The following is a 20263-nucleotide window of genomic DNA, read 5'->3' on the forward strand; positions in this document are numbered from 1 at the left end:
ACCGCCTGAAATGGCGATCAGAACCGCAGGTTCACCGTGGCGCGCAGCGCATGGTAATCGAACCGGTCATTCGATAGCCGCATATCCGTGCCGCCCGATTCGAGCAGGAACGGATTGGTCGCCGGCGCAGTGCCCGGCCCGACTGCGACATTGTAATCGTCGTCGTTGTAGCTCGAATAGAGATATTCGAGGCCGACGCCGAGATTGCGGGTGAGCATCAGCTCCGCACCGCCACCCGCTTGCCAGCCGAACTGCCAGTCGCGCACGTTGTCCGGCGTGAAGGAATTTGCGCCATTGCTGGTCGAAAAGCTGTGATCGATGCGGGCATAGCCGACCCCGCCGGTGGCATAGAACAGCCCGCGTCCGTCGCCCGGCGCAATGCCAAGCCGGGCGCGCCCGTTCACCGCCCAATCGATCTCGCGGCCGAAGGTGTAGGTTGCAGGCGTGGTGCTGAAACCGGTGGTGAATTCCTCAAGTCCGGGCCTTGCGCCTTCCACCAGAATCCCCGCCACAAGCGGCCCCTTGCCGAGTTGCCGGTCATAACCGATGCGCAAGGCATAGCCTTCGTTCTGGCGATTGCCGCGGCATCCGGCTGCTCCCACCGCAACCGGTGACCCGTCGCAGAAGCCCGGCGAAAAGGCATCGGCCCCGGCTGCGGTGGTCACGGTGTCGCCAAATGTGCCGTCCTGATCCGTATCGAACAGGATCGAGTCATTACGACTATCCGCCGCAGACTCGAGACCAATCGCGCCCGAGATATAAGGCCCGTTAAAGTACGGTTCATCTTCCTGAGCAAAAGCGCTCGATGAAATGAGCAATGCGGTTACACCAATTGCCGGTGAAACGTGCTTGATCAATGCCATATTTCGACTCCATTTTTCTCGAACAAGCTGCATAACTTGCAGCAAGTTTTATCGGCATTGGCCTGACTTTGCCTGACCATCAAACTTTTGATTTGAAAGTTGCTCGGTTGGTCTTGCGATCACATCGCACCATCCCGCAACCGTGCCTCGAATGCGGTGAAACAGCTTTCGCTGCGTGACTGCCAAGAGCGGCTAAAGGGGGAAACTTGGCTGGACGGGTGGCAATCGCGAAAAACGCTTGTTACCCCCGCCCCATGAACAGCTACACGCTCGCCAGCCTTGCCGCCTATTTCCTGCTGATGATCGCCATCGGCATCTATGCCTGGGCCAAGACCCGCAACACGTCCGAGGGCTATCTGCTCGCGGGGCGTGACCTTGGCCCTGCGGTGACCGCGCTCAGTGCCGGCGCTTCGGATATGTCGGGGTGGCTGTTGCTGGGGCTGCCGGGGGCGCTGTTCGCGGCCGGGCTGGTGGAGGCGTGGATCGCGATTGGCCTTACCATCGGCGCGGCGCTCAACTGGATCATCGTCGCCCCGCGCCTGCGCGAACAGACCGAGCGGCTCGGCGATGCGCTGACGATTCCGCAATTCCTCGCCAACCGCTTTCCCGAAAGCGGCACGCTGCTGCGCGTCACCTCCGCGGTGGTGATCGTGGGCTTTTTCACCGTTTACACCGCCTCGGGCATGGTCGGCGGCGGCAAGCTGTTTGCGACCGCTTTCGCCGGAGCGCTGCCGACCGGGGGGCTGTCGGACTATATGTTCGGCATCGTGCTGACCGCCGGGATCGTGCTGGTCTACACCACGATCGGCGGCTTCCTTGCCGTCAGCCTCACCGATTTCGTGCAAGGCATGATCATGATGGTGGCGCTGGTGGTGATGCCGCTGGTGATCCTGTCGGACAGTGGCAACTCCATCGCTCTTTCCGCTGTCCCGCAGGCCGGGTTCCTGAGCCTGACCGAAGGCGCGACGCTGATTGGCGTGATCAGCGCGGTGACGTGGGGCTTGGGCTATTTCGGCCAGCCGCACATCATCGTGCGCTTCATGGCGATCGACCGGGTGGAGAACGTGCCGCGCGCCGGGATGATCGGGATGGGATGGATGATCATCTCGCTGATCGGCGCGGTCGCTGTGGGCCTTGCCGGGCGCGCCTATGCCGAGGGCAACGGGCTTGTGGTCGAGGATCCGGAGACGATCTTCATTATCCTCAGCCAACTGCTGTTCCATCCGGCCGTGACGGGGTTCCTCTATGCCGCGCTGCTGGCCGCGATCATGAGCACCATCGCCTCGCAGCTGCTGGTCTCCTCGTCGTCTTTGACCGAGGATTTCTACCGCCTGTTCCTGCGCCGCAATGCGAGCGAGCGCGAGGCGGTCAATATCGGCCGCCTGTCGGTCGCGCTGGTCGCAGCTGCGGCGCTGGTGATCGCTGCCGACCCCGACAGCGAGGTTCTGGGCCTTGTCTCCAACGCCTGGGCTGGCTTTGGCGCTGCCTTCGGACCGCTGATCCTGCTGGCGCTGACATGGGAGCGCATGACCGGCGCGGGCGCGGTCGCTGGGCTGGTGACGGGCGCGGGCGTGGTCGCCGGGTGGATCGTGCTGGGGTGGAACAAGACATTCCTCGGCGGCCCCGGCCTCTACGAGATCGTGCCGGGGTTTGCCGCGTCGATGCTGGCGATCATTGTCGTGAGCCTCGCCACGGCAAAATCGCGCGCAGCGGTGTAACCGGCCAGCGGGCGGCAGCGAAGATCGCTGCGCAAGGCCTTCCGCCGCACCTTCCCCCACCCCCTCCAAACTCGGGCGCGCGGCGGGCCTTGCGCCCTTTCCTCCGGTCGCACCTTGGGGCATGATCCCCGCGGGGAGGACAGGGCATGACGATACAAGCGGGACAGGGGCCGAGGGTTACAGGCCTTGGCGGCATCTTCTATGTGGTCAAAGACCCGGAGGCGACCCGTGCGTGGTATCGCGAGGTGCTGGGGATCGACGGCGAATACGGCCCGCAGCTCGCCTGGGCGGACGAGCCGCGTCAGCACCCCTACTCGCTGATCAGCCACTTTGCCGACGATGCCTACATCAAGCCCGGCAAGGGCGGCTTCATGATCAATCTGCGGGTCGACAATCTCGCCGGTTTCGTCGCCATGTTGCGCGCCAAAGGGGTTGAGGTGCTGGACGAGGCGGACGAGGGCTATGGCAAGTTCGCCTGGCTGCTCGACCCCGACGGGGTAAAGATCGAACTGTGGGAGCAGGTCGAAGACAGCCTGCCCTGACCCTCGGACATTCACCTAGGTCGTTGTTCATGGACGATTACCCCATGACGTTGTCGGAGCGTTAACCATTCCTGCGGGATAATCCTTAGCCATGACGGCCAAGGATCAGATTCGCAGGGTTACGCTGATGGCAGCCTCGCTGATGCTGGGGGCGTGCGGATCGCTGATCCCCGGCGGTGGCGGCAGCAGCGCTGCGCCCGGCAGCGCCAGTCTCAGCGCCCGCGCCCCGGCCCGCCCAGCCGTTCCGGTTGCCTCCGCCCCGCAAAGCCGCGTGCCGCGGGGCGAGGAGGCGGGGTGCCTTGCCGACCTTGGTGCCACTGGAGCGCGTTTTGACCCCCTGCCCGATACCTATGCCGCACCCGGATGCAACAAGCTGGGCACCGTGCAATTGATGGCGCTGGCCAGCGATAGCGCACCGATGAGCATCAGCAATCTCGGCCCGGTTCGCTGCGGTGTCGCCAAGGCCTTTGGCGACTGGGCGCGCTTTGGCGTGGATCGCGCCGCGCGCCAGATCCTCGGCAGCCCGGTGGCACGGATCGAGACGATGGGGTCTTATAGCTGCCGAAACGTTGCCGGCACCGATGTGCGTTCAGCCCACGCCCGCGCCGAGGCGATCGACGTGTCGGCCTTTATCCTCGCCGATGGCCGCCGGATCGTGCTCAAGCGCGATTGGGACGGCGGCGATGCGGCCACGCGCGAGTTCCTGCGGGTGGTGCACAAGAGCGCGTGCAAGCGGTTCGGCACGGTGCTTGGCCCGGAATACAACGCCGCGCACGAGGATCACTTTCACCTCGAAGGCACCGGCGCCAAGTTCTGCCGCTGACTGCGGGCACCGTCGTCATTACGAAAAAAGCGGCCCCGACCTGCTGCATAATCAGCGCCGGAGCCGCTCATAAGCAAAGCCGGTGGGAACCTTGTTTGCGGGCTGTCTGGCATCCCAGGGGGACAGGATGTGCCGGACAATCGCGCTTGGCGCTCAGGCCCGCAATTTCGGTTCGAGCTTCGCCTCCAGTTTCAATCGCACCGCTTCAGCCGCGTGGCGCGCGCCGAGCTTGGTCATCATGTTCGCACGGTGGATTTCGACCGTGCGCGGGCTGATGTCGAGTTCGCGGGCGATCGCCTTGTTGCTGCTGCCTTCGGCCAGCCAGTCGAGCACTTCGCGTTCGCGCGCCGACAGGGTCGAGATTCGGTCGCGCGCTTCGATCATGCGACGCCGGGCGGCGCCGAATTGTTCGGCTTCCTTTTCGATCCGCATCAGGCAGCGGGTGAAGCGTTCCGGATCGAGCGGCAGGGCAAGATAGTCCAGAGCACCGGCCTTGATCGCCTCGACTATGCGGCCCGGGCGGGGCTGCACATCAACCGCGATCAGCGGCAGCCAGATGCCGAGCCGGCCCAGTCGGTCGAGAATCATGCCGACCCCGCCTTCTTCCGCCGTGTCGCGGGCGATGATGATCCCCTCTCGCGGCGGGTGGACCGCCAGTTCGGAGAGGTCGCCATAGACCTCGCAGTGGTGGCCCAGTGCAAAGCCTACCCGGGCCAGTTCGGCGCGTTGGCGGCTGCACGAATCGATGAAGTGGAGTGAGGCTTTGCGTGTCATGTGAGGTGTCTGCGCCAACCCCTTGCGGGATTCACGCAAGAGCGCCCCCAATCCGGAGGATTTACCATATCCAGACGCATCTAAGTGTATATTTTAAAACGGCTATTTTGATCCGGATTGGAGCCAGATCAGGGAAAGCGGCTACGCGTCATCGCTGAACCGATAGGGCGGCAGCGAATGGAACGCCGCCCGCAGAGCATCGCCCCAACCCGATGAAATCGTGTCGAAATACTCATCCTCGGCGGTCACGCGATGTTCATGCGTCGGGGCAAAGTCGTCCTTGCCGATCACCAGCAGATCGAGCGGCAATCCGACTGACAGGTTAGCCTTCAGGGTCGAATCGAAGCTAACCATCATCAGCTTGACTGCATCCTCGAAGCTCATGCCCCGCTCATAGCCGCGGATCAGGATCGGGCGGCCATACTTGGTCTCGCCGATCTGGAAGAAGGGGGTGTCCCAGCTCGCTTCGATGAAATTGCCTTCGGGATAGATCATGAAGAGGCGCGGCTGCATCCCCTTGATCTGACCGGCGACGATCATGGTCGCGGTGAAACGTCCCTTGCCGGTGTCACCGTTTTCGCGCTGCACTTCCTCGATGGTGGAGCGCAGCAGCCGCCCGATTTCGGTGGCGACCTGAAACATCGTCGGCCCCTTGAGCAGCGTGTTGTCACGCTCGGCCGGCGCCTTGGTGCGTTCCTCAAGCTGGCTGATCACCGCCTGCGTCGTGGCCAGATTGCCCGCGGTCATCACCGCGATCATCCGCTCGCCCGGCACCTGCCAGTGGAACAGCTTGCGGAAGGTCGAGATGTTGTCGACGCCCGAATTGGTGCGGGTGTCGCTCATCAGAACGAGACCACGCTCGAGCACCATGCCAACGCAATAGGTCATGCCGAAATCCTCTTCCCCGTCCCAGCCGTGCTGCGCGCCCTAGCGCGATGCGAGCGGCAGCGCAAAGCCCTGCCGGCTATTGCGAGGATTGCTGCTGCTGGCTCTGGGTCTGGCTTGCCGGGTTCTGCACTGCGACCGCAACGCCGACCGTCAGCGCTTCCTCGAACGCGCCGATGCTGATGCCTGTCACCGGGGCGGCATCGCGATAGTCGCTGCCGGTCGCGACACGGACGTAGCCGGGGTCGGGGCAGATCCCGTTGGAGACATCGAACCCGACCCAGCCCAGCCCTTCGACATGGGCTTCGGCCCAGGCGTGGGTGGCTTCCTGATCGATCCGGTCGTGCATCAGCAGATAGCCGCTGACATAGCGCGCCGGAATTCCGCTCGCCCGCGCCGCGCCGATGAAGATGTGGGCGTGATCCTGGCACACGCCAAAGCCGTGACCCACGGCCTCCTCGGCAGTGGTCGCGGCATGGGTGCGGCCGGTTTCGTAGGTGATCCTCTCCCGGATCAACGCCGAGAGTGAATGGAGGAAGTCGAGCGGTGCGCTGTCGGCTGGCCCGGCCGCCTCGCGCAGCAGGGCGCGCAGCTTGGCCCCCGGCCGGGTCAGCGGAGTCTGGCGCAGGAAGCTCCACAGCGGCAGGTGGCCCGAATGGCGGCCGATCACCCCGGCATTGTCCTCGGTCTCAACCACGCCCTCGCAGGTCACCGTCACCTCGCGCGCGCCGGGGGTGAGGCTGATCAGGGTGACGTGGTTGAAATGCTGATCGTCATATTCGAGTTCGGCCCGCGCATTGTCGAGCACCATCGACCACTGGCCGATGCGCTGGCCCTGGGTCTCCTTGGGCGTCAGCCGCAGCCGCTGGAGCGCGTGCACCACCGGCTCGGCAAAGGCGTAGTGGGTGGTGTGGCGGATCGAGAGAGTAAGCTTGCTCATGCGTGGAACCGGTAATCCCCGGCAATCGCCTGCGCGATGGCGGCGTTGCGGGCGAGGAAATCGACCAGAAATTCGTGCAGCCCGGCCTCGAAGATCTGATCGACGGTGAGGTGGCTGATGCGGGTGTCGGCGTCACGCATCAGCGCAACCGCACGGCCTTCCTCGCGATGCATCCGGGCGAGCGCGGCGAGATTGTCACGCAGAGCGTTGCGGCAGAAGGCGAGGCTGCGCGGGAAGCGGTCGTCGAGCACCAGAAACTCCACGATCCCGCGCGCCTCGATCTGCCCGGCATTGAGCCAGCTATAGACCCGCGCCCCCGCGACCGAGCGCAGCACCTGCTCCCACTGCCCGGTATCAAGGCTCGACCCGACATAGGACAGCGAGGGCAGCAGCAGGAAATACTTCATGTCGAGAATGCGCGCCGTGCTGTCGGCGCGTTCGATGAAGGTGCCCGCGCGGCTGAAGTGATAGCCCTCGTCGCGCAGCATCGACCCGTCGAAAGCGCCGTGCACCTGCGTGCCCGCGCGCCGGATCGCGCCCAGCACATCGCCCACCGACGTCTGCCCCACAGGCCGGGCGAGCATCGCGTCGAGCTTCATCCAGTTCTCGTTGACCGCCTCCCACACGTCCGAGGAAATATTGATGCGGGCCGCGCGGGCGTTGGATCGCACCGCGCCGAACATATTGCGGACATTGCCGGGGTTCGCAGGCCCGCGCAGCACGAAGTTCCAGACCGAGGCGCCATCATAGGCCTCATGCGCCGCCTCATAGGCGTGCTGGAGGCCGAGCGTCGCGATCACCGAGCGCCATTCAGCCTCGGCGGTCACCAGATCGCGGGTGAGCGCCATGCGCAAGGCGGCCTCAAGCAAGCGGGCGGTGTTCTCGGCCCGCTCGAGATAGCGGAACATCCAGAACAGGCTGTTGGCGGTGCGGCCTAGCATTGTGCGTCCCCCACCATCAGTCCTTCAGCACCCAGGTATCCTTGGTGCCGCCCCCCTGCGAAGAGTTGACCACCAGCGATCCCTTCTTCAGCGCCACCCGCGTGAGGCCGCCGGGCGTGATGTCGATGCCTTCCGGGCTGACCAGCACGAAAGGCCTGAGGTCGAGGTGCCGGGGCGCAAGACCCTTGGCGGTGTAGATCGGGCAGGTCGACAGCGACAGCGTGGGCTGAGCGATGTAGTTCTCAGGCTTTGCCATCAGCTTTTCGCGGAACGCCGCGATCTCGCGCCGGGATGACGTCGGCCCGATCAGCATCCCGTATCCGCCAGACCCGTGGACTTCCTTGACCACCAGATCGGCGAGATTGTCGAGCACATAGGCCAGAGAGTCCTTGTCCGCACAGCGCCAGGTCTGGACATTGGGCAAGAGGGGCCGCTCGCCGGTGTAGAACTCGACGATCTCGGGCATGAAGCTGTAGATGGCCTTGTCATCGGAAATGCCCGTGCCCGGCGCATTGGCAATCGTGATCCCGCCCGAACGGTACACATCCATGATCCCCGGCACGCCCAGCACGCTATCCGGGTTGAAGGTGAGCGGATCGAGAAATTCATCATCGACCCGGCGATAGAGCACGTCGATCGGCTTGTAGCCGCTGGTGGTGCGCATCTGCACCCGGCCATCGGTGACGCGCAGATCGCTGCCCTCGACCAGCTCTGCGCCCATCTGGTCGGCAAGAAAGGCGTGTTCGAAATAGGCCGAATTGAAGATCCCCGGCGTCAGCACCGCGACCGTCGGCTTGCCTCCGGTGAAGGCGGGCGGAACGCAGGCGGCGAGGCTGCGCGCAAGGCGGCGCGGGTAGTTCGAGACGCTCTCCACCGCCACCCGGCTGAACAGATCGGGGAACATCCCCATCATCGTCTCGCGGTTTTCAAGCATATAAGACACGCCCGAAGGCGTGCGCGCGTTGTCCTCGAGCACGAAGAACTCGTCCGGCCCGGTGCGCACCAGATCGATCCCGACGATATGGGTGTAGATGCCGCCGGGCGGGGTGAAGCCCACCATATTGGCAAGCCACGCATCGTTCCCGCGCAGCAGGCGTTCGGGCAGGCGGCCAGCGCGCACGATCTCCTGCCGGTGATAGAGATCATAGAGGAAGGAATTGAGCGCCCGCACCCGCTGCTCGATCCCGCGCGACAGCTTGCGCCACTCGGCAGCGGTGATGATGCGCGGCACCATGTCGAAGGGGATCAGCCGTTCTTCTGCCGCATCCTCGCCATAGACGTTGAAGGTGATGCCCGTGCGGCGGAACGCATCATCGGCCTCACGGTTCTTGCGGCGCAGGAACTCGGGCGGCTGTTCGCCATACCATTTGCAATATTCGGCATAGGCAGGGCGCGTATTGCCTGCCTCGTCGAACATCTCGTCGAAATTGCTGCCCCGACCCTGCATCAACCCCCGCAGAATGACTTAGTCGCGCCACCTTAGCCGCGCTTTCGCAAAAGGAAAGCGGGTGGGGTATTTGACGTAGATCGGGGCCGAGTTGATCCGCTCGGCAATGGGATTGTGTGGCAGGCTGTCATCGCCTAGCCAAGGCAAAGCGCTCAGCCGCTACATCAGGGGGTATCGTCGGTTTTATGGGAAAGCTCTTCAAATCAGGCGTTTTTCATCTCTTCACCGCCCTTGCAGCCTTGCCGGTTGTGCTGACGGCGGCGCCGGTGCAGGCCGCTGATACCGATCCGGTTCGCGCCGGTGCGGAGGCGATCACGGCGCGCTTCATGGCCCGCGCGAAGGACTGCGGCCAGACGCTGCCCTACACGCCCGGCGTTGTGGTCGACAGCCGTCCGACGCTGATCGCGTTCTATTTCGACGACCGTTCGATCCACGCTTCCCGCTGGAGCGAGATGCCGCCTCCGATTCAGGGCATGATGGCCGCCTGGGCGGCGCAGGGCACGCTCGGCCTGACCCCGGAGGGGCAATTCGCCGAGGTATTCAACTCGCTGCTGGTTCCGCACGAACTCGGCCATTTTGCTGCATCGGCCAATGGCCGGGAGAAAGATCAGGCGTTCTGGGATGGCGAGGTTTACGCAAACCGCGTGGCGATCGCGTTCTGGAAGGGCGAGCCGGGCGGCGAAGCGGCGCTGATGGCGCGACTGGACAACTACAACGCCTTCCTCGATGCACTACCCAATCCGGTGCCTGAAGGGCAGGAACCGAGGGCCTGGTTCGAGGCGAATTACGAAGCCCTTGGCAATGATCCGCAGGCATACGGCTGGTATCAGGGCCTGTTCATGCGCGAGGCGCGCGCGCAGGCGGCCAACGATGATTTCTGCCAATTGATTGCGCCGCTCTAGCTGCCCCCGTGCCCCGTGTCTAAGCTAAGGAATGTCCAAGGCACTTACACCGCCGCTGCTTGCTGCCGCCCAGCGTTACGCCGCCGCCCGCGCGGCAGGGAGCGATCTGGCCGGGCCGGTGGCTGACTTCATCGCCGCGACGGCTGGTCAGGCTCCGGGCTCGATCGCCGATGCCGACGGGGCGATTGCATGGGCCGCGAACCTGTGGCCGCGGCACAAGCCGTTGAGCCGGTTCGAGCGGCTCGTGCTCGGACACAAAGAGGATGCGGAACTGCTGGGCAGGGTCCCCGGCCTTGCCGTCCTGTTCCTGTTCCACCGCGACGGCTTCGTGCGCCAGGCAGCGCTTGATCGGCTGTCGGGCCCCGCCCCCAACCCCTTTCTCGCCGCCGCGCTGGCGTGGCGCGGGAATGACTGGGTGGATGAAGTGCGGCGCAGCGCGCAGGCGGCCATGGCGCGCTGCCTGCCGCGCACCAATCCCGACATTCTTGCCGCTTTCCTGCTCGAAACAACGCGGGCGCGCGCGACGTGGCGGCGATGGTCCGATGCCGAGCGCATGGCGCTCGAGGCTGTCGCCGCCCGCCCCTCGGTGGCCAAGCGGATTGTGGCGCAGCTCTCCGCGCAGCGCAGCGGCCCTCTCCCCTCCTGGCTGAGAACTATTCTGAGGTCGCCATGGATCGACCAGCACTTGGCGCTACTGGCTGCGCAGGCGAAGGTCCCCGGCGTGCGCGCAATTGCCGTGCAGGCCCTCGCCAACGGCTATGTCAGCTGGGGCGATGGCCCGCACGAACGCTATTGGATCGATAAGCCGATGGGGATCATGGGGCGGCGGCCAACGGTGCAGCGAAGGGCGCTGACCATCGAAGCTGATCGCGCCGCCGCCATTCGCACCGGCCTTGCCGATGGCGCAACCGCGGTGCGCAAGGTGGCACTTGCGGCAATCATCGAACATGGCTCGGGGGACGCAGATCTGGCGCGTCTGGCGGAAGCGTTCCGCGAGGATCGCTCGGCCGGGGTTCGTTCGAAGGTCGCTTTCATCCTCGCGCAGGCGAACCCGCAAGGCTGAGGCGCAGCAGGCTCACACCCGCGTCGTTTCCAGCTCGGCCAGAAGCGTGCTGATCACCTGCGGATCATAGGTGAAGCCCATGTGGGTGCAGCGCAGCGGGATCGCGCGGTCGCGCTCGCCGGCGCGGCCCGCAGCGCAGCGCGGGGCGATGACTCCGTCATTGGCGCTCCACAGCGCGACAGTTTCCACCGGAGGCTTGACCGCAAGCTCGGCCTCGACCGGCGGGGCGTCCACGGAGTGCCCGGTGATGAACTGGTAGGCGCGCCAGACATTGTTGGCGCGCGGGGAGCCGCTGAAGGGCGAACCCATGGTGATGACCTTGGCGACCATCTCCGGCTGGCGCTTGGCCAACTCGCGCGCATAGAGACCACCGAGGCTCCAGCCGACCAGCACCACCTTGCGACCGTGGCGGGCATACAGCTCGGCAAGGCGCGCCTCGATCTGCTCGAAGCGTTCGGGGTTCGGCCCCCAGTTGCGGCCCTGCCCCCAGCGCTTGGCGATGTGGCCGGCGGCCTCCATGTGGCGCGCCAGATAGCGCATCCGCGATGGGCGCGTGCCGAAGCCGGGGATGATCATCACCACCTGCCGGTTGTCGCTCGGCGCGACCGCCACCTTGCGGCGCGGGCGGCGCAGGGGTTCAAGGAAAATGTCGGCCTCACCCAGAAGGCGAACCAGCCGGGGCTTGCCCGCCTCGTGCTCCTGCGGGATCACCTCACGCGCCAGCGCCAGCCGCCGCGCCAGCTGGCTCGCGGCATAGGCCTGCTGCGCCTGCGCGCCCGCTGCGATCAGCGGGGCGGGCAGGCGCCGACGTTCAGGGGAACGTTCCGGGATGAATCGCAGTTGGGCCATATCCGGACTGAAGCCACAATCCGGATGAATGTTCCATGAAATGTCACACGCGTAACAAATCCGACATATTCGCGCTGGCGGTTACTTCGCCTTGCAGTCGCCGATCCGTTCATGCTTGCCGGTGAACTTCAGCGTCGCCTCGCCCATGCCTTCGAAGTTCATCTTCGATTCGGCCGTGAACTCGCTTGAGGTAGCAGAGGTGGTGCCGCTCATGGTCATGCGCGCGCTGCCCTCGGGCGACTTGCAGACCATCACCGCGTCCAACTTGCCGCCGTTGAGATTGAAGGTCTCATAGCTGCACTCGCCGTTCTGGCCCTGCTTCATCAGCTCTTCGAAGCCCTTGTCGACCTCTTCCTGCGTGAGACAGTCCTCGGTGGTGATGACCTGCCCGGCGCCATGCCCCTTCATCTCGGCGGGCATTCCCGGGACATCGAGTTCGGTCATGGTGATGGTCGACTTGTAGAGGCCCGGCTCCGGCTTGATGCCTTCCGCCTTGGACTTGTCGGCCACTTCCTTGGCGGTGATTTCACCGTCCCCGTCGGCATCGGCCGTCCCGCCCGAACATCCCGCAAGCAGCATGGCTCCGGCGGCGGCGATGATGGTGATATGCTTCATGACGATCTCTCCTCGTGTTGCCGCGAGCATAGCAGCATTCGCGCCGAAACGTGCCACCCAAAAGCGCGCCCGCCTTGCGCGTGCCCGCTTTGTTCCCCATAGAAGCGCGATGGCCGAACTCGTGATCCGCCGCGGACTGGACGAGCCCGAAACGGGCGCCGATTTCGTCCCCCACCGCCCCGCCCGCCCCGACAAGTCGATGGGCGGCATCCCGTTCAAGCTGATGTCGGACTATGAACCGGCAGGCGACCAGCCGACCGCGATTGCCGAATTGTGCGAGAGCGCGCTGGCGGGCGAGAAGACTCAGGTGCTGCTGGGCGTCACCGGCTCGGGCAAGACCTTCACCATGGCCAAGGTGATCGAGACCTTGCAGCGCCCCGCGCTGATCCTTGCGCCCAACAAGATCCTCGCTGCGCAGTTGTATGGGGAGTTCAAGAGCTTCTTCCCCGAGAACGCGGTCGAGTATTTCGTCAGCTACTACGACTACTACCAGCCCGAAGCCTACGTGCCCCGCTCGGATACCTATATCGAGAAGGAATCGAGCGTGAACGAGGCGATCGACCGGATGCGCCACTCGGCCACCCGGGCGCTGCTCGAACGCGACGACGTGATTATCGTCGCCTCCGTGTCGTGCCTCTACGGGATCGGCTCGGTCGAGACCTATTCGGCGATGATCTTCGACATCAAGGTGGGGGAAAGCGTCGACCAGCGCGAGCTGATCCGCAAGCTGGTGGCGCTGCAATACAAGCGCAACGATGCCGCCTTCACGCGGGGGTGTTTCCGGGTGCGCGGCGACAGCCTCGAGATTTTCCCCTCGCACTACGAGGACATGGCCTGGCGTGTCAGTTTCTTCGGCGACGAGATCGAGGCGATCAGCGAATTCGATCCACTGACCGGCACCAAGGGCGCTGCGCTGGAGAAGGTGCGCGTCTATGCCAATTCGCACTATGTGACGCCCGGCCCGACGATGAAGCAGGCGGCCGCCGCGATCAAATTCGAGCTGGAGGAACGGCTCAAGGAACTGGAAGCCGAGGGCAAGCTGCTCGAACGCCAGCGGCTGGAACAGCGCACCAATTTCGATCTGGAAATGATCGCGGCCACCGGTTCTTGCGCGGGGATCGAGAACTACAGCCGCTTCCTCACCGGCCGCCTGCCGGGCGAACCCCCGCCGACCCTGTTCGAATACCTCCCCGAAAACGCGCTCCTGTTCGTCGATGAAAGCCACCAGACCGTGCCGCAGATCGGCGCGATGGCGCGCGGGGACCATCGGCGCAAGCTGACGCTCGCCGAGTACGGCTTCCGCCTGCCAAGCTGCATCGACAACCGGCCCTTGAGGTTCAACGAATGGGACGCGATGCGCCCGCAGACCTTCGCGGTCTCGGCCACCCCCGGCGGCTGGGAGATGGAGCAGACCGGCGGGGTCTTCGCCGAACAGGTGATCCGCCCCACGGGCCTGATCGACCCGCCCGTCACCATCCGCCCGGTCGAGGATCAGGTGCAGGACTGCATCGCCGAGTGCAAGGCGACCGCTGCCTTGGGCTACCGCACGCTGGTGACGACGCTCACCAAGCGCATGGCCGAAGACCTCACCGAATTCATGCACGAGGCGGGCGTGCGCGTGCGCTATATGCACTCCGACGTCGAGACATTGGAGCGCATCGAACTGATCCGCGATTTGCGCCTCGGGGTCTATGACGTGCTGGTCGGCATCAACCTGCTGCGCGAGGGCCTCGACATCCCCGAATGCGGCCTCGTGTGCATCCTCGACGCCGACAAGGAAGGCTTCCTGCGCTCCGAAACCTCGCTGATCCAGACCATCGGCCGCGCCGCGCGCAACGTCGATGGCCGCGTGATCCTCTACGCCGACCGCATCACCGGATCGATGGAGCGCGCCCTCGCCGAAACCGACCGCCGCCGCGCCAAGCAGCAGGCCTATAACGAAGAGCACGGGATCACGCCCCAGACGATCAAGCGCAACATCCACGACATCGTCGCCCACACGGCGGCGCAGGATAGCGTGTTGGTCGACACGGGCGATGACGAGCGCAACAACCTCGTCGGGCACAACCTCAGAAGCTACATCGAAGACCTTGAAAAGCGGATGCGCGACGCGGCGGCGAATCTGGAGTTCGAGGAAGCCGGTCGCCTGCGCGACGAAATCCGGCGGTTGGAAGCGGACGAACTCGGATTGCCGGACGACCAGAAACGCGCGCCGATCGTGGGGCGGAGCAACGAAGGCAAGCCGGGGACGAGGAAGACCCGCTATGGCAAGACGCGGTACAAGAAGATGGGTGGGAAGCCTTAGTCCCGCCCCTTGAACCCGCCCCGCAACCCTGCCACTCCCCTACCCCCATGAGCCCCCGATTCATCGCGCTGCTGGCCGCTGCCAGCGCCCTCGCCCTCACCGCACCCACCACCGCGCAGGATGCGCCCAAGGAGGCGGCGGCCAAGACCGCGCCCTCGCCCGAAGCGCAGACCCGCAGCCGCGATCTTGTCGGCACCTTCGGGGGGCAGCGCATTGCCTTCAAGGCGACCATTGCCGACACCATCCTCACCGATGATGCAGGCAAGGCCGAGGCGGTGATCGTCACCACCTCCTATGTGAAGACCCCCGCCGATCCGACCCGCCCGGTGTTCTTCATCTATAATGGCGGGCCGGGTTCGGGCTCGGTGTGGTTGCAGATGGGGGCTTTCGGGCCCAAGCGCGTGGCGATCCCCTCGGACGCGAAAGATGACGGCGCGCCGCCCTATCCGCTGCTCGACAACCCCGACAGCCTGCTCGATGTCGCCGATCTGGTGTTCATCGACCCGCCGGGCACCGGCTTCAGCCATCTGACGCAGGGCACCGATCCCAAGAAATACTACGGCCTCAGGCAGGATGCCCGCGCGGTTGCCAAGGTGATCCGGCGCTGGATCAACGACAATGGCCGCTGGAACAGCCCCAAGATCATCGGCGGCGAAAGCTACGGCACCACCCGCACCGCGATGCTCGCCGACGAGCTGGAGGGCAGCACCTTCAACGACGTCGGCCTCAACGGGCTGATCCTGATTTCGACCATCCTCGATTTCGGCGCCGAGGATACGACGCCGGGCAACGAGATGGCCTATGTCGTGATGCTCCCCAACATGGCGACGGCGGCGTGGTATCACGGCAAGGTGCAAGGCGCCTCGGCTGCGGCCGTGGCCGAAGAAGCGCGGCGGTTTGCCATCGGGCCTTTCGCCACCGCGCTGCTCAAGGGGCAGGACTTGCCCGAGGCCGAGCGGGCCGCCGTGCGCAAGGAATTGTCGCGCCTGACCGGCCTTTCCGAGACCTATCTCGATCAGGCCAATCTGCGCGTCACCGACCAGCGGTTCTACAAGGAACTGCTGCGTGATCGCGGGCTGACCGTGGGCCGGCTCGATTCGCGCTACACCGGCACGGATTACGACAATGCCGGCGAATATCCCGATAACGACCCGAGCTTCTACGGCATCGACGCGGGCTATACCGCCGCGATCAACAGCTGGGCGCGCGAGACGCTGGGCTACAAGACCGACCGCGAATACCAGTCGATCGGGCGCGAGCCGGGGCGCAACTGGGACTGGAGCCTCGATGGATCGGGCCGTTCGTCCTATCTCAACGTCGCCCCGCTGGTCGGGCAGGCGCTGCGCCAGAACAGCCAGCTGCGGCTGTTCAACGCGCAAGGCTGGTTCGATTTCGCCACGCCCTTCTTCGGCGCCGAATACTCTTTGAAGCGCTACGGCATCCCGCAGGACCGGATCACGTGGAAATATTATGACGCGGGCCACATGATGTATATCCGCGACGAGGACCGCGCGAAGCTTTCCGCCGACATCCGCGAATTCATCCGCGCCCGGTGATGCGCACGCGGTTGGTGATGGCAGGTGCGTTGATCGGGGCGCTGGCGGGGTGCAAGCCGCCGCCGACCGATGCGGCGATGGCGCGGGTCTCGCTGCTGGCCCCGGCGGGCGGCGCGTCTGCGCCCCTGCCCTCGCCCGATACGCGCGGCGCGATATGGGCGGCGACCGACAACCCGCAGCGGCTGGTCTATGGCGTGCCGGGGCAGCCGGTGATGGTCTCGATCGAGTGCCAGCGGCCCGCCGCGCCTGATGCTAGCCTGCGGATCACCCGCCACGCTCCGGCCGATAGCGGCGCGGCGGCGCTGCTGGCGCTGATCGGCAATGGCTATATCGGGCGCTTCCCGGTCGATGCGAGAGAGGTTGCCGGGCGGGTGCTGTGGCAGGGCGAGGCCCCTGCCCTGCGGCCCGAGTGGGACGCGCTGAAGCCCGAACGCGAGGCGACGGTGACCGTGCCGGGTGCGGGGCTGGTCAGGCTCAACCCCAGCCCGCTGCCGATGGAACTGGTGACGGCGTGCCGGGGCGCGCCTATCCCGCCGCCGGTGGTGATTCCGGAACCGATGCCGGAGCCGGTCCTGTCACCGATCCCCTGAGGCGCGCTGCTCCAGCAGTCCGGGGGCGAGCACCTGCGGCAATTGCTCGGGGCTGGCCGCGCCCGGCGCATACCACAGATAGAGCGGCACGCCCGCTGCGCCCTGCTGCGTCAGGAAAGCGGTGATCGCTTCATCCTTCACCGTCCAGTCGCCCACAAGCACCTGCACACCCGCTGCCTCGAAGGCGGCGCGGGTGCTCTCGCGCTCGATCGCGGCGGCTTCGTTGGCCTTGCAGGTGATGCACCAGTCGGCGGTGAAATAGAGGAACACCGGCTTGCCCGATGCCCGCGCTGCGGCCAGCGCGTCGGCGCTGAAGGGCTTGCTGGCGAGGATGCTCTGATGCGCGCGCGCGGCCTTGGCCTCATAGACCGAGGGCAGGCCGATCAGCGCAAAGGCGAGGAAAGGCGCGGCGACGAGGCCGAAGGCGGGCCAGGCCATCTTGCCGGCGCGTTGCAGCCTGCCCACCACAAACAGCGCCGCCACCACGCCGAACACCAGCACCAGCGCGATGAGGCCGAAAGGCTTGCCGCCCAGCTGCACCGTCAGCCACAGCAGCGCCAGCGCGGTGAGCGCCATCGGCAGCGCCATGATCCGGCGGAACCGCTCCATCCACGCGCCGGGCTTGGGCAGCATCCGCCGCAAGGGGGGCACGAAGCCGAGCAGCAGAAACGGCAGCGCCAGCCCCAGCCCGAGCATCCCGAACAGCAGCAGCGCTTGCGGCACGGGCAGCAGCAACGCCGCGCCCAGCGCCGCCGCCATGAACGGCCCGGTGCACGGTGTCGCCACAAAGGCCGCGAGCAGCCCCGTGGCAAAGGCGCCGGTCTTCTCGCCCCCCATATTCACCGAAATCGCCGGGAGTTCGAACAGCCCGGCAAAGTTGGCGGTGATGACAGCGGCGAGCACCAGCAGCGCGACCACCACGCCCGGCTCCTGCAACTGGAACGCCCAGCCGACCTGCTCCCCCGCCGCGCGCAGCGCCAGCAGAACCGCGCCAAGGCCGAGGCAGGCGATCACCACGCCTGCGGTATAGGCGACCCCCTCGGCCCGCGCCTGCGCCTCGCTCTCGCCGGCGCGGGCGAGCGCGATGGCCTTGAGGCTGAGGATGGGGAAGACGCAGGGCATGATGTTGAGCAAGAGCCCGCCCGCCAGCGCGCCGAGGATCAGCGTCCATAGCGGCGCGCCCGCAGCCGGGGCCGCGCCTGTTCCGGCAACCAGCTCGCCCCCGACCGGCACCGTGCCGAGATCGGCGACGAACCGCACCCCGCCCGCGCCTTCGCCGAAGGACAGGATGCCCGCCAGCCCGGCCGCCTCGCGCGTGCCATATTTGTCGAGCGGAATTTCGGCCACCAGCCAGTCGCCCACCCGGCGGAACACCTGCGGCGCAGCGTGGGCGACCAGCCGTTCGTTGGCGACAAACACGTGCGGATCGGCCAGCGCCATGCCTTGCGGCAGCGGAATGGCAATGCGCAGGGTCTGCCGCTCGATCGCAAAACTCGCCCGCGCATCGAGCAGCGGCGCAATCTCGGCCCTCCACCGCGCAAAATCCCCGCCGCTGCGCGCGACCAGATCGGCGTGCTGCGGCACGCAGACATCCGAGCAGGCGAGATAATCGACGCTCGCCTTGACCGGCCCCATATCCATCAGATTCACGCTCGGCCCCGGGGTCACCGGCACGAGGATAGTGTAGGGGCCTTCGTAGATGTGGTTCATCAGCCCGGCCAGCACCAGCTTGTGCGGGACAGGGTAGAGCGGCTCGCCCACTTCCCAGTCGGGCGGCAGGTCGAGCTTCAGCTTCATCCCCGCCCCGGCATCGCCGGGGTTCGACCAGTATCCGTGCCATTCGGGCGCGCTGGGGGTGAAGTGCAGCGCCAACAGCCACGCCTTGCCCTCGACCGGAGCGCCCGCCGCGTAAAGCTCGACCGGGATCTTGTCCGATCCGAACAGCGGCGTCGGCGGCAAAGGCCGTGGCTGCGCGGCGGCGGGCAGCGCCAGCAGCACACTTGCGACGAGCGCAAGCACCCATGCAGCGAATTGTCGGGTCAACTGGGGGAAGATTCTTGCGCGGTGCACCGGCTACCCTCTAGGCTTGGCACGACAGGTTCGCAATCGGAGCGCGCAAGGTGACAGCAACAACAGACAATCCCCGCGATCTGGTGATCCTTGGGGGTGGCCTCGTCGGCATGACCCTGGCGCTGGCGGCGGCGAAGAAGGGCCTGTCGAGCCACGTGATCGACCGCGCCGATCCCGCCGAACTCACCGCCGAGGGCTTTGACGACCGCGCCACCGCGATCTCGACCGCGAGCTGGCACCTGTTCGAGAATATCGGGATCGCCGAGGGGCTCGAACAATTCGCCTGCGACATCGCTGCCATCGCGGTGACCGACCAGAACAAGCCCGGCCGCCTCGATTTCGTCCCCGGCGAGGGCGACGGCACACTGGGCCGGATGTTCCCCAACCGCCGGTTGCGCCTCGCCCTGTTCGAGGCGGCGGCGAAGGAGCCGTTGATCGAATGGACGTCGCTCGCGACGGTGGTGGGACGCCAGCGCTCCGAATATGGGGTGGCCGCGATCACTGCCGATGGGCGCAAGTTCAAGGGCCGCTTGATGGTCGCCGCCGAGGGCCGCCAGTCGCCGACGCGCGATTCCGCCGGGATCACCATTGCCAAGTGGGACTACCAGCACCGCGCGATCATCTGCGGCCTCACCCATGAAAAGCCGCACGGCAATGTCGCCTGGGAAATCTTCTACCCCGCCGGGCCGTTTGCGCTGCTGCCGCTGAACGACGATGCCGATGGCACCCATCGGTCATCGCTGGTCTGGACCGTGTCGGAAAGCGATGCGGCGGGCGTTACCAAGCTGGGCGACCGCGCGTTCCTCGCCGAAGTCGAAAAGCGCATGGGCGGGGTGCTGGGCCGCGTGCTCACCGTCGGGCACCGTTCGTCCTATCCGCTGGGCTTCCACCACACCGCCAAGATCACCGCCGAACGCCTCGCGCTGATCGGCGATGCCGGGCATGGCATCCACCCGATTGCCGGACAGGGGCTGAACCTCGGGCTGCGCGATGTCGGCGCGCTGGTCGAAGTGCTGGCGGAAGGCGCGCGGCTGGGGCTTGATCCGGGTGATCCCGAATTGCTCAAGCGTTACGAGAACTGGCGCGGGCTCGACAGTTTCATGGTGGCGCTGGCGACCGACGGCCTCACCCGCCTGTTCGGCGTCCCCGGCAAGACGGCGAGCGCGGTGCGGCGGCTGGGCATGGCAGCGGTGCAGCGCACGCCGATGCTCAAGCAGTTCTTCATGGACGAGGCGCGCGGGGTTTCGGGCGATCTGCCGGAACTGCTGCGGGGTTGATGCGCGTATTGTTTGGCGGCCACCTATCGGTGGCGCAGACCTCCCGCCCCGCCTCCCCACCCGGCCACCATAACATAGTGGTACTATTGGTGGCCGGGTGGGG

The 20263-nt window shown here is 66.0% G+C and carries 18 protein-coding genes; 9 read left to right on the forward strand and 9 right to left on the reverse strand.

The window, feature by feature from the left end; all coding sequences use genetic code 11:
- Nucleotides 1-17 precede the first annotated feature (17 nt).
- Entirely contained in the window at nucleotides 18-863 is an 846-nt protein-coding gene (locus PS060_RS16910; protein WP_273984671.1) for an outer membrane protein, read from the reverse strand.
- Nucleotides 864-1117: 254 nt separating this feature from the next.
- Between PS060_RS16910 and putP the strand changes: the two genes are divergently transcribed.
- From putP to PS060_RS16925, 3 genes are all read left to right on the forward strand, one after another.
- Complete coding sequence (gene putP, locus PS060_RS16915; RefSeq protein WP_273984672.1) at nucleotides 1118-2581, forward strand: sodium/proline symporter PutP; 1464 nt, start codon at nucleotides 1118-1120, stop codon at nucleotides 2579-2581.
- 146 nt (nucleotides 2582-2727) lie between these two features.
- The gene (locus PS060_RS16920) at nucleotides 2728-3123 is read left to right on the forward strand and encodes a VOC family protein (RefSeq protein WP_273984673.1); all 396 of its coding nucleotides are present in this window, start codon (nucleotides 2728-2730) and stop codon (nucleotides 3121-3123) included.
- A gap of 91 nt (nucleotides 3124-3214) precedes the next feature.
- Nucleotides 3215-3946, forward strand: coding sequence for an extensin family protein (locus PS060_RS16925; RefSeq protein WP_273984674.1), 732 nt, complete (start codon nucleotides 3215-3217; stop codon nucleotides 3944-3946).
- Nucleotides 3947-4099: 153 nt separating this feature from the next.
- Here the strand turns inward: PS060_RS16925 and PS060_RS16930 are convergent, their stop codons facing one another.
- The 5 genes from PS060_RS16930 to PS060_RS16950 all read right to left on the reverse strand — a co-directional run bounded on the left by PS060_RS16930 (nucleotide 4100) and on the right by PS060_RS16950 (nucleotide 8933).
- Nucleotides 4100-4720: a response regulator transcription factor gene (locus PS060_RS16930; RefSeq protein WP_273984675.1), complete on the reverse strand. Its 621-nt coding sequence runs from the start codon at nucleotides 4718-4720 to the stop codon at nucleotides 4100-4102.
- A gap of 141 nt (nucleotides 4721-4861) precedes the next feature.
- Nucleotides 4862-5608, reverse strand: coding sequence for a proteasome-type protease (locus PS060_RS16935; protein ID WP_273984676.1), 747 nt, complete (start codon nucleotides 5606-5608; stop codon nucleotides 4862-4864).
- A gap of 76 nt (nucleotides 5609-5684) precedes the next feature.
- The gene (locus tag PS060_RS16940) at nucleotides 5685-6545 is read right to left on the reverse strand and encodes a transglutaminase family protein (protein WP_273984677.1); all 861 of its coding nucleotides are present in this window, start codon (nucleotides 6543-6545) and stop codon (nucleotides 5685-5687) included.
- Complete coding sequence (locus tag PS060_RS16945) at nucleotides 6542-7486, reverse strand: alpha-E domain-containing protein (protein ID WP_273984678.1); 945 nt, start codon at nucleotides 7484-7486, stop codon at nucleotides 6542-6544. The genes PS060_RS16940 and PS060_RS16945 overlap by 4 nt, the downstream gene beginning before the upstream one ends.
- Nucleotides 7487-7502: 16 nt before the next feature.
- A complete protein-coding gene (locus PS060_RS16950; protein ID WP_273984679.1) occupies nucleotides 7503-8933 on the reverse strand; it encodes a circularly permuted type 2 ATP-grasp protein in 1431 nt (476 codons plus the stop codon).
- Nucleotides 8934-9199: 266 nt separating this feature from the next.
- On the opposite strand from PS060_RS16950, the gene PS060_RS16955 reads away from it, so the two are divergent.
- Together PS060_RS16955 and PS060_RS16960 are read left to right on the forward strand one after the other, a co-directional pair.
- Nucleotides 9200-9835: a hypothetical protein gene (locus tag PS060_RS16955; protein ID WP_273984680.1), complete on the forward strand. Its 636-nt coding sequence runs from the start codon at nucleotides 9200-9202 to the stop codon at nucleotides 9833-9835.
- A gap of 31 nt (nucleotides 9836-9866) precedes the next feature.
- Nucleotides 9867-10898 (forward strand): hypothetical protein, encoded by a 1032-nt coding sequence (locus PS060_RS16960; RefSeq protein WP_273984681.1) that lies wholly within the window; start codon nucleotides 9867-9869, stop codon nucleotides 10896-10898.
- A 12-nt stretch (nucleotides 10899-10910) separates the two neighbouring features.
- On the opposite strand, the gene PS060_RS16965 is transcribed toward PS060_RS16960, so the two are convergent.
- Both PS060_RS16965 and PS060_RS16970 read right to left on the reverse strand, forming a co-directional pair.
- Nucleotides 10911-11747 carry an esterase/lipase family protein gene (locus PS060_RS16965; protein WP_273984682.1) on the reverse strand — a complete coding sequence of 279 codons (837 nt, stop codon included), beginning with the start codon at nucleotides 11745-11747 and terminating at the stop codon, nucleotides 10911-10913.
- An 81-nt stretch (nucleotides 11748-11828) separates the two neighbouring features.
- Nucleotides 11829-12362: a DUF3617 domain-containing protein gene (locus PS060_RS16970; protein ID WP_273984683.1), complete on the reverse strand. Its 534-nt coding sequence runs from the start codon at nucleotides 12360-12362 to the stop codon at nucleotides 11829-11831.
- Between the two features lie 109 nt (nucleotides 12363-12471).
- Between PS060_RS16970 and uvrB the strand changes: the two genes are divergently transcribed.
- The 3 genes from uvrB to PS060_RS16985 are packed head-to-tail and all read left to right on the forward strand — an operon-like array spanning nucleotide 12472 to nucleotide 16813.
- Nucleotides 12472-14667, forward strand: coding sequence for an excinuclease ABC subunit UvrB (gene uvrB, locus PS060_RS16975; protein WP_273984684.1), 2196 nt, complete (start codon nucleotides 12472-12474; stop codon nucleotides 14665-14667).
- A 47-nt stretch (nucleotides 14668-14714) separates the two neighbouring features.
- Nucleotides 14715-16223, forward strand: a complete 1509-nt coding sequence (locus tag PS060_RS16980) for a S10 family peptidase (RefSeq protein ID WP_273984685.1) — start codon at nucleotides 14715-14717, stop codon at nucleotides 16221-16223.
- The gene (locus PS060_RS16985) at nucleotides 16223-16813 is read left to right on the forward strand and encodes a hypothetical protein (RefSeq protein WP_273984686.1); all 591 of its coding nucleotides are present in this window, start codon (nucleotides 16223-16225) and stop codon (nucleotides 16811-16813) included. Before PS060_RS16980 ends, PS060_RS16985 begins: the two co-directional genes overlap by 1 nt.
- On the opposite strand, the gene PS060_RS16990 is transcribed toward PS060_RS16985, so the two are convergent.
- Nucleotides 16799-18883, reverse strand: coding sequence for a protein-disulfide reductase DsbD (locus tag PS060_RS16990; protein ID WP_273984687.1), 2085 nt, complete (start codon nucleotides 18881-18883; stop codon nucleotides 16799-16801). The two genes, PS060_RS16985 and PS060_RS16990, sit on opposite strands and share 15 nt — an antisense overlap.
- Before the next feature lie 110 nt (nucleotides 18884-18993).
- Between PS060_RS16990 and PS060_RS16995 the strand changes: the two genes are divergently transcribed.
- Entirely contained in the window at nucleotides 18994-20160 is a 1167-nt protein-coding gene (locus tag PS060_RS16995; protein ID WP_443112426.1) for an FAD-dependent monooxygenase, read from the forward strand.
- The last annotated feature ends 103 nt before the right edge of the window (nucleotides 20161-20263 follow it).

The organism is Erythrobacter sp. BLCC-B19 (assembly GCF_028621955.1).
Lineage (GTDB): Bacteria > Pseudomonadota > Alphaproteobacteria > Sphingomonadales > Sphingomonadaceae > Erythrobacter.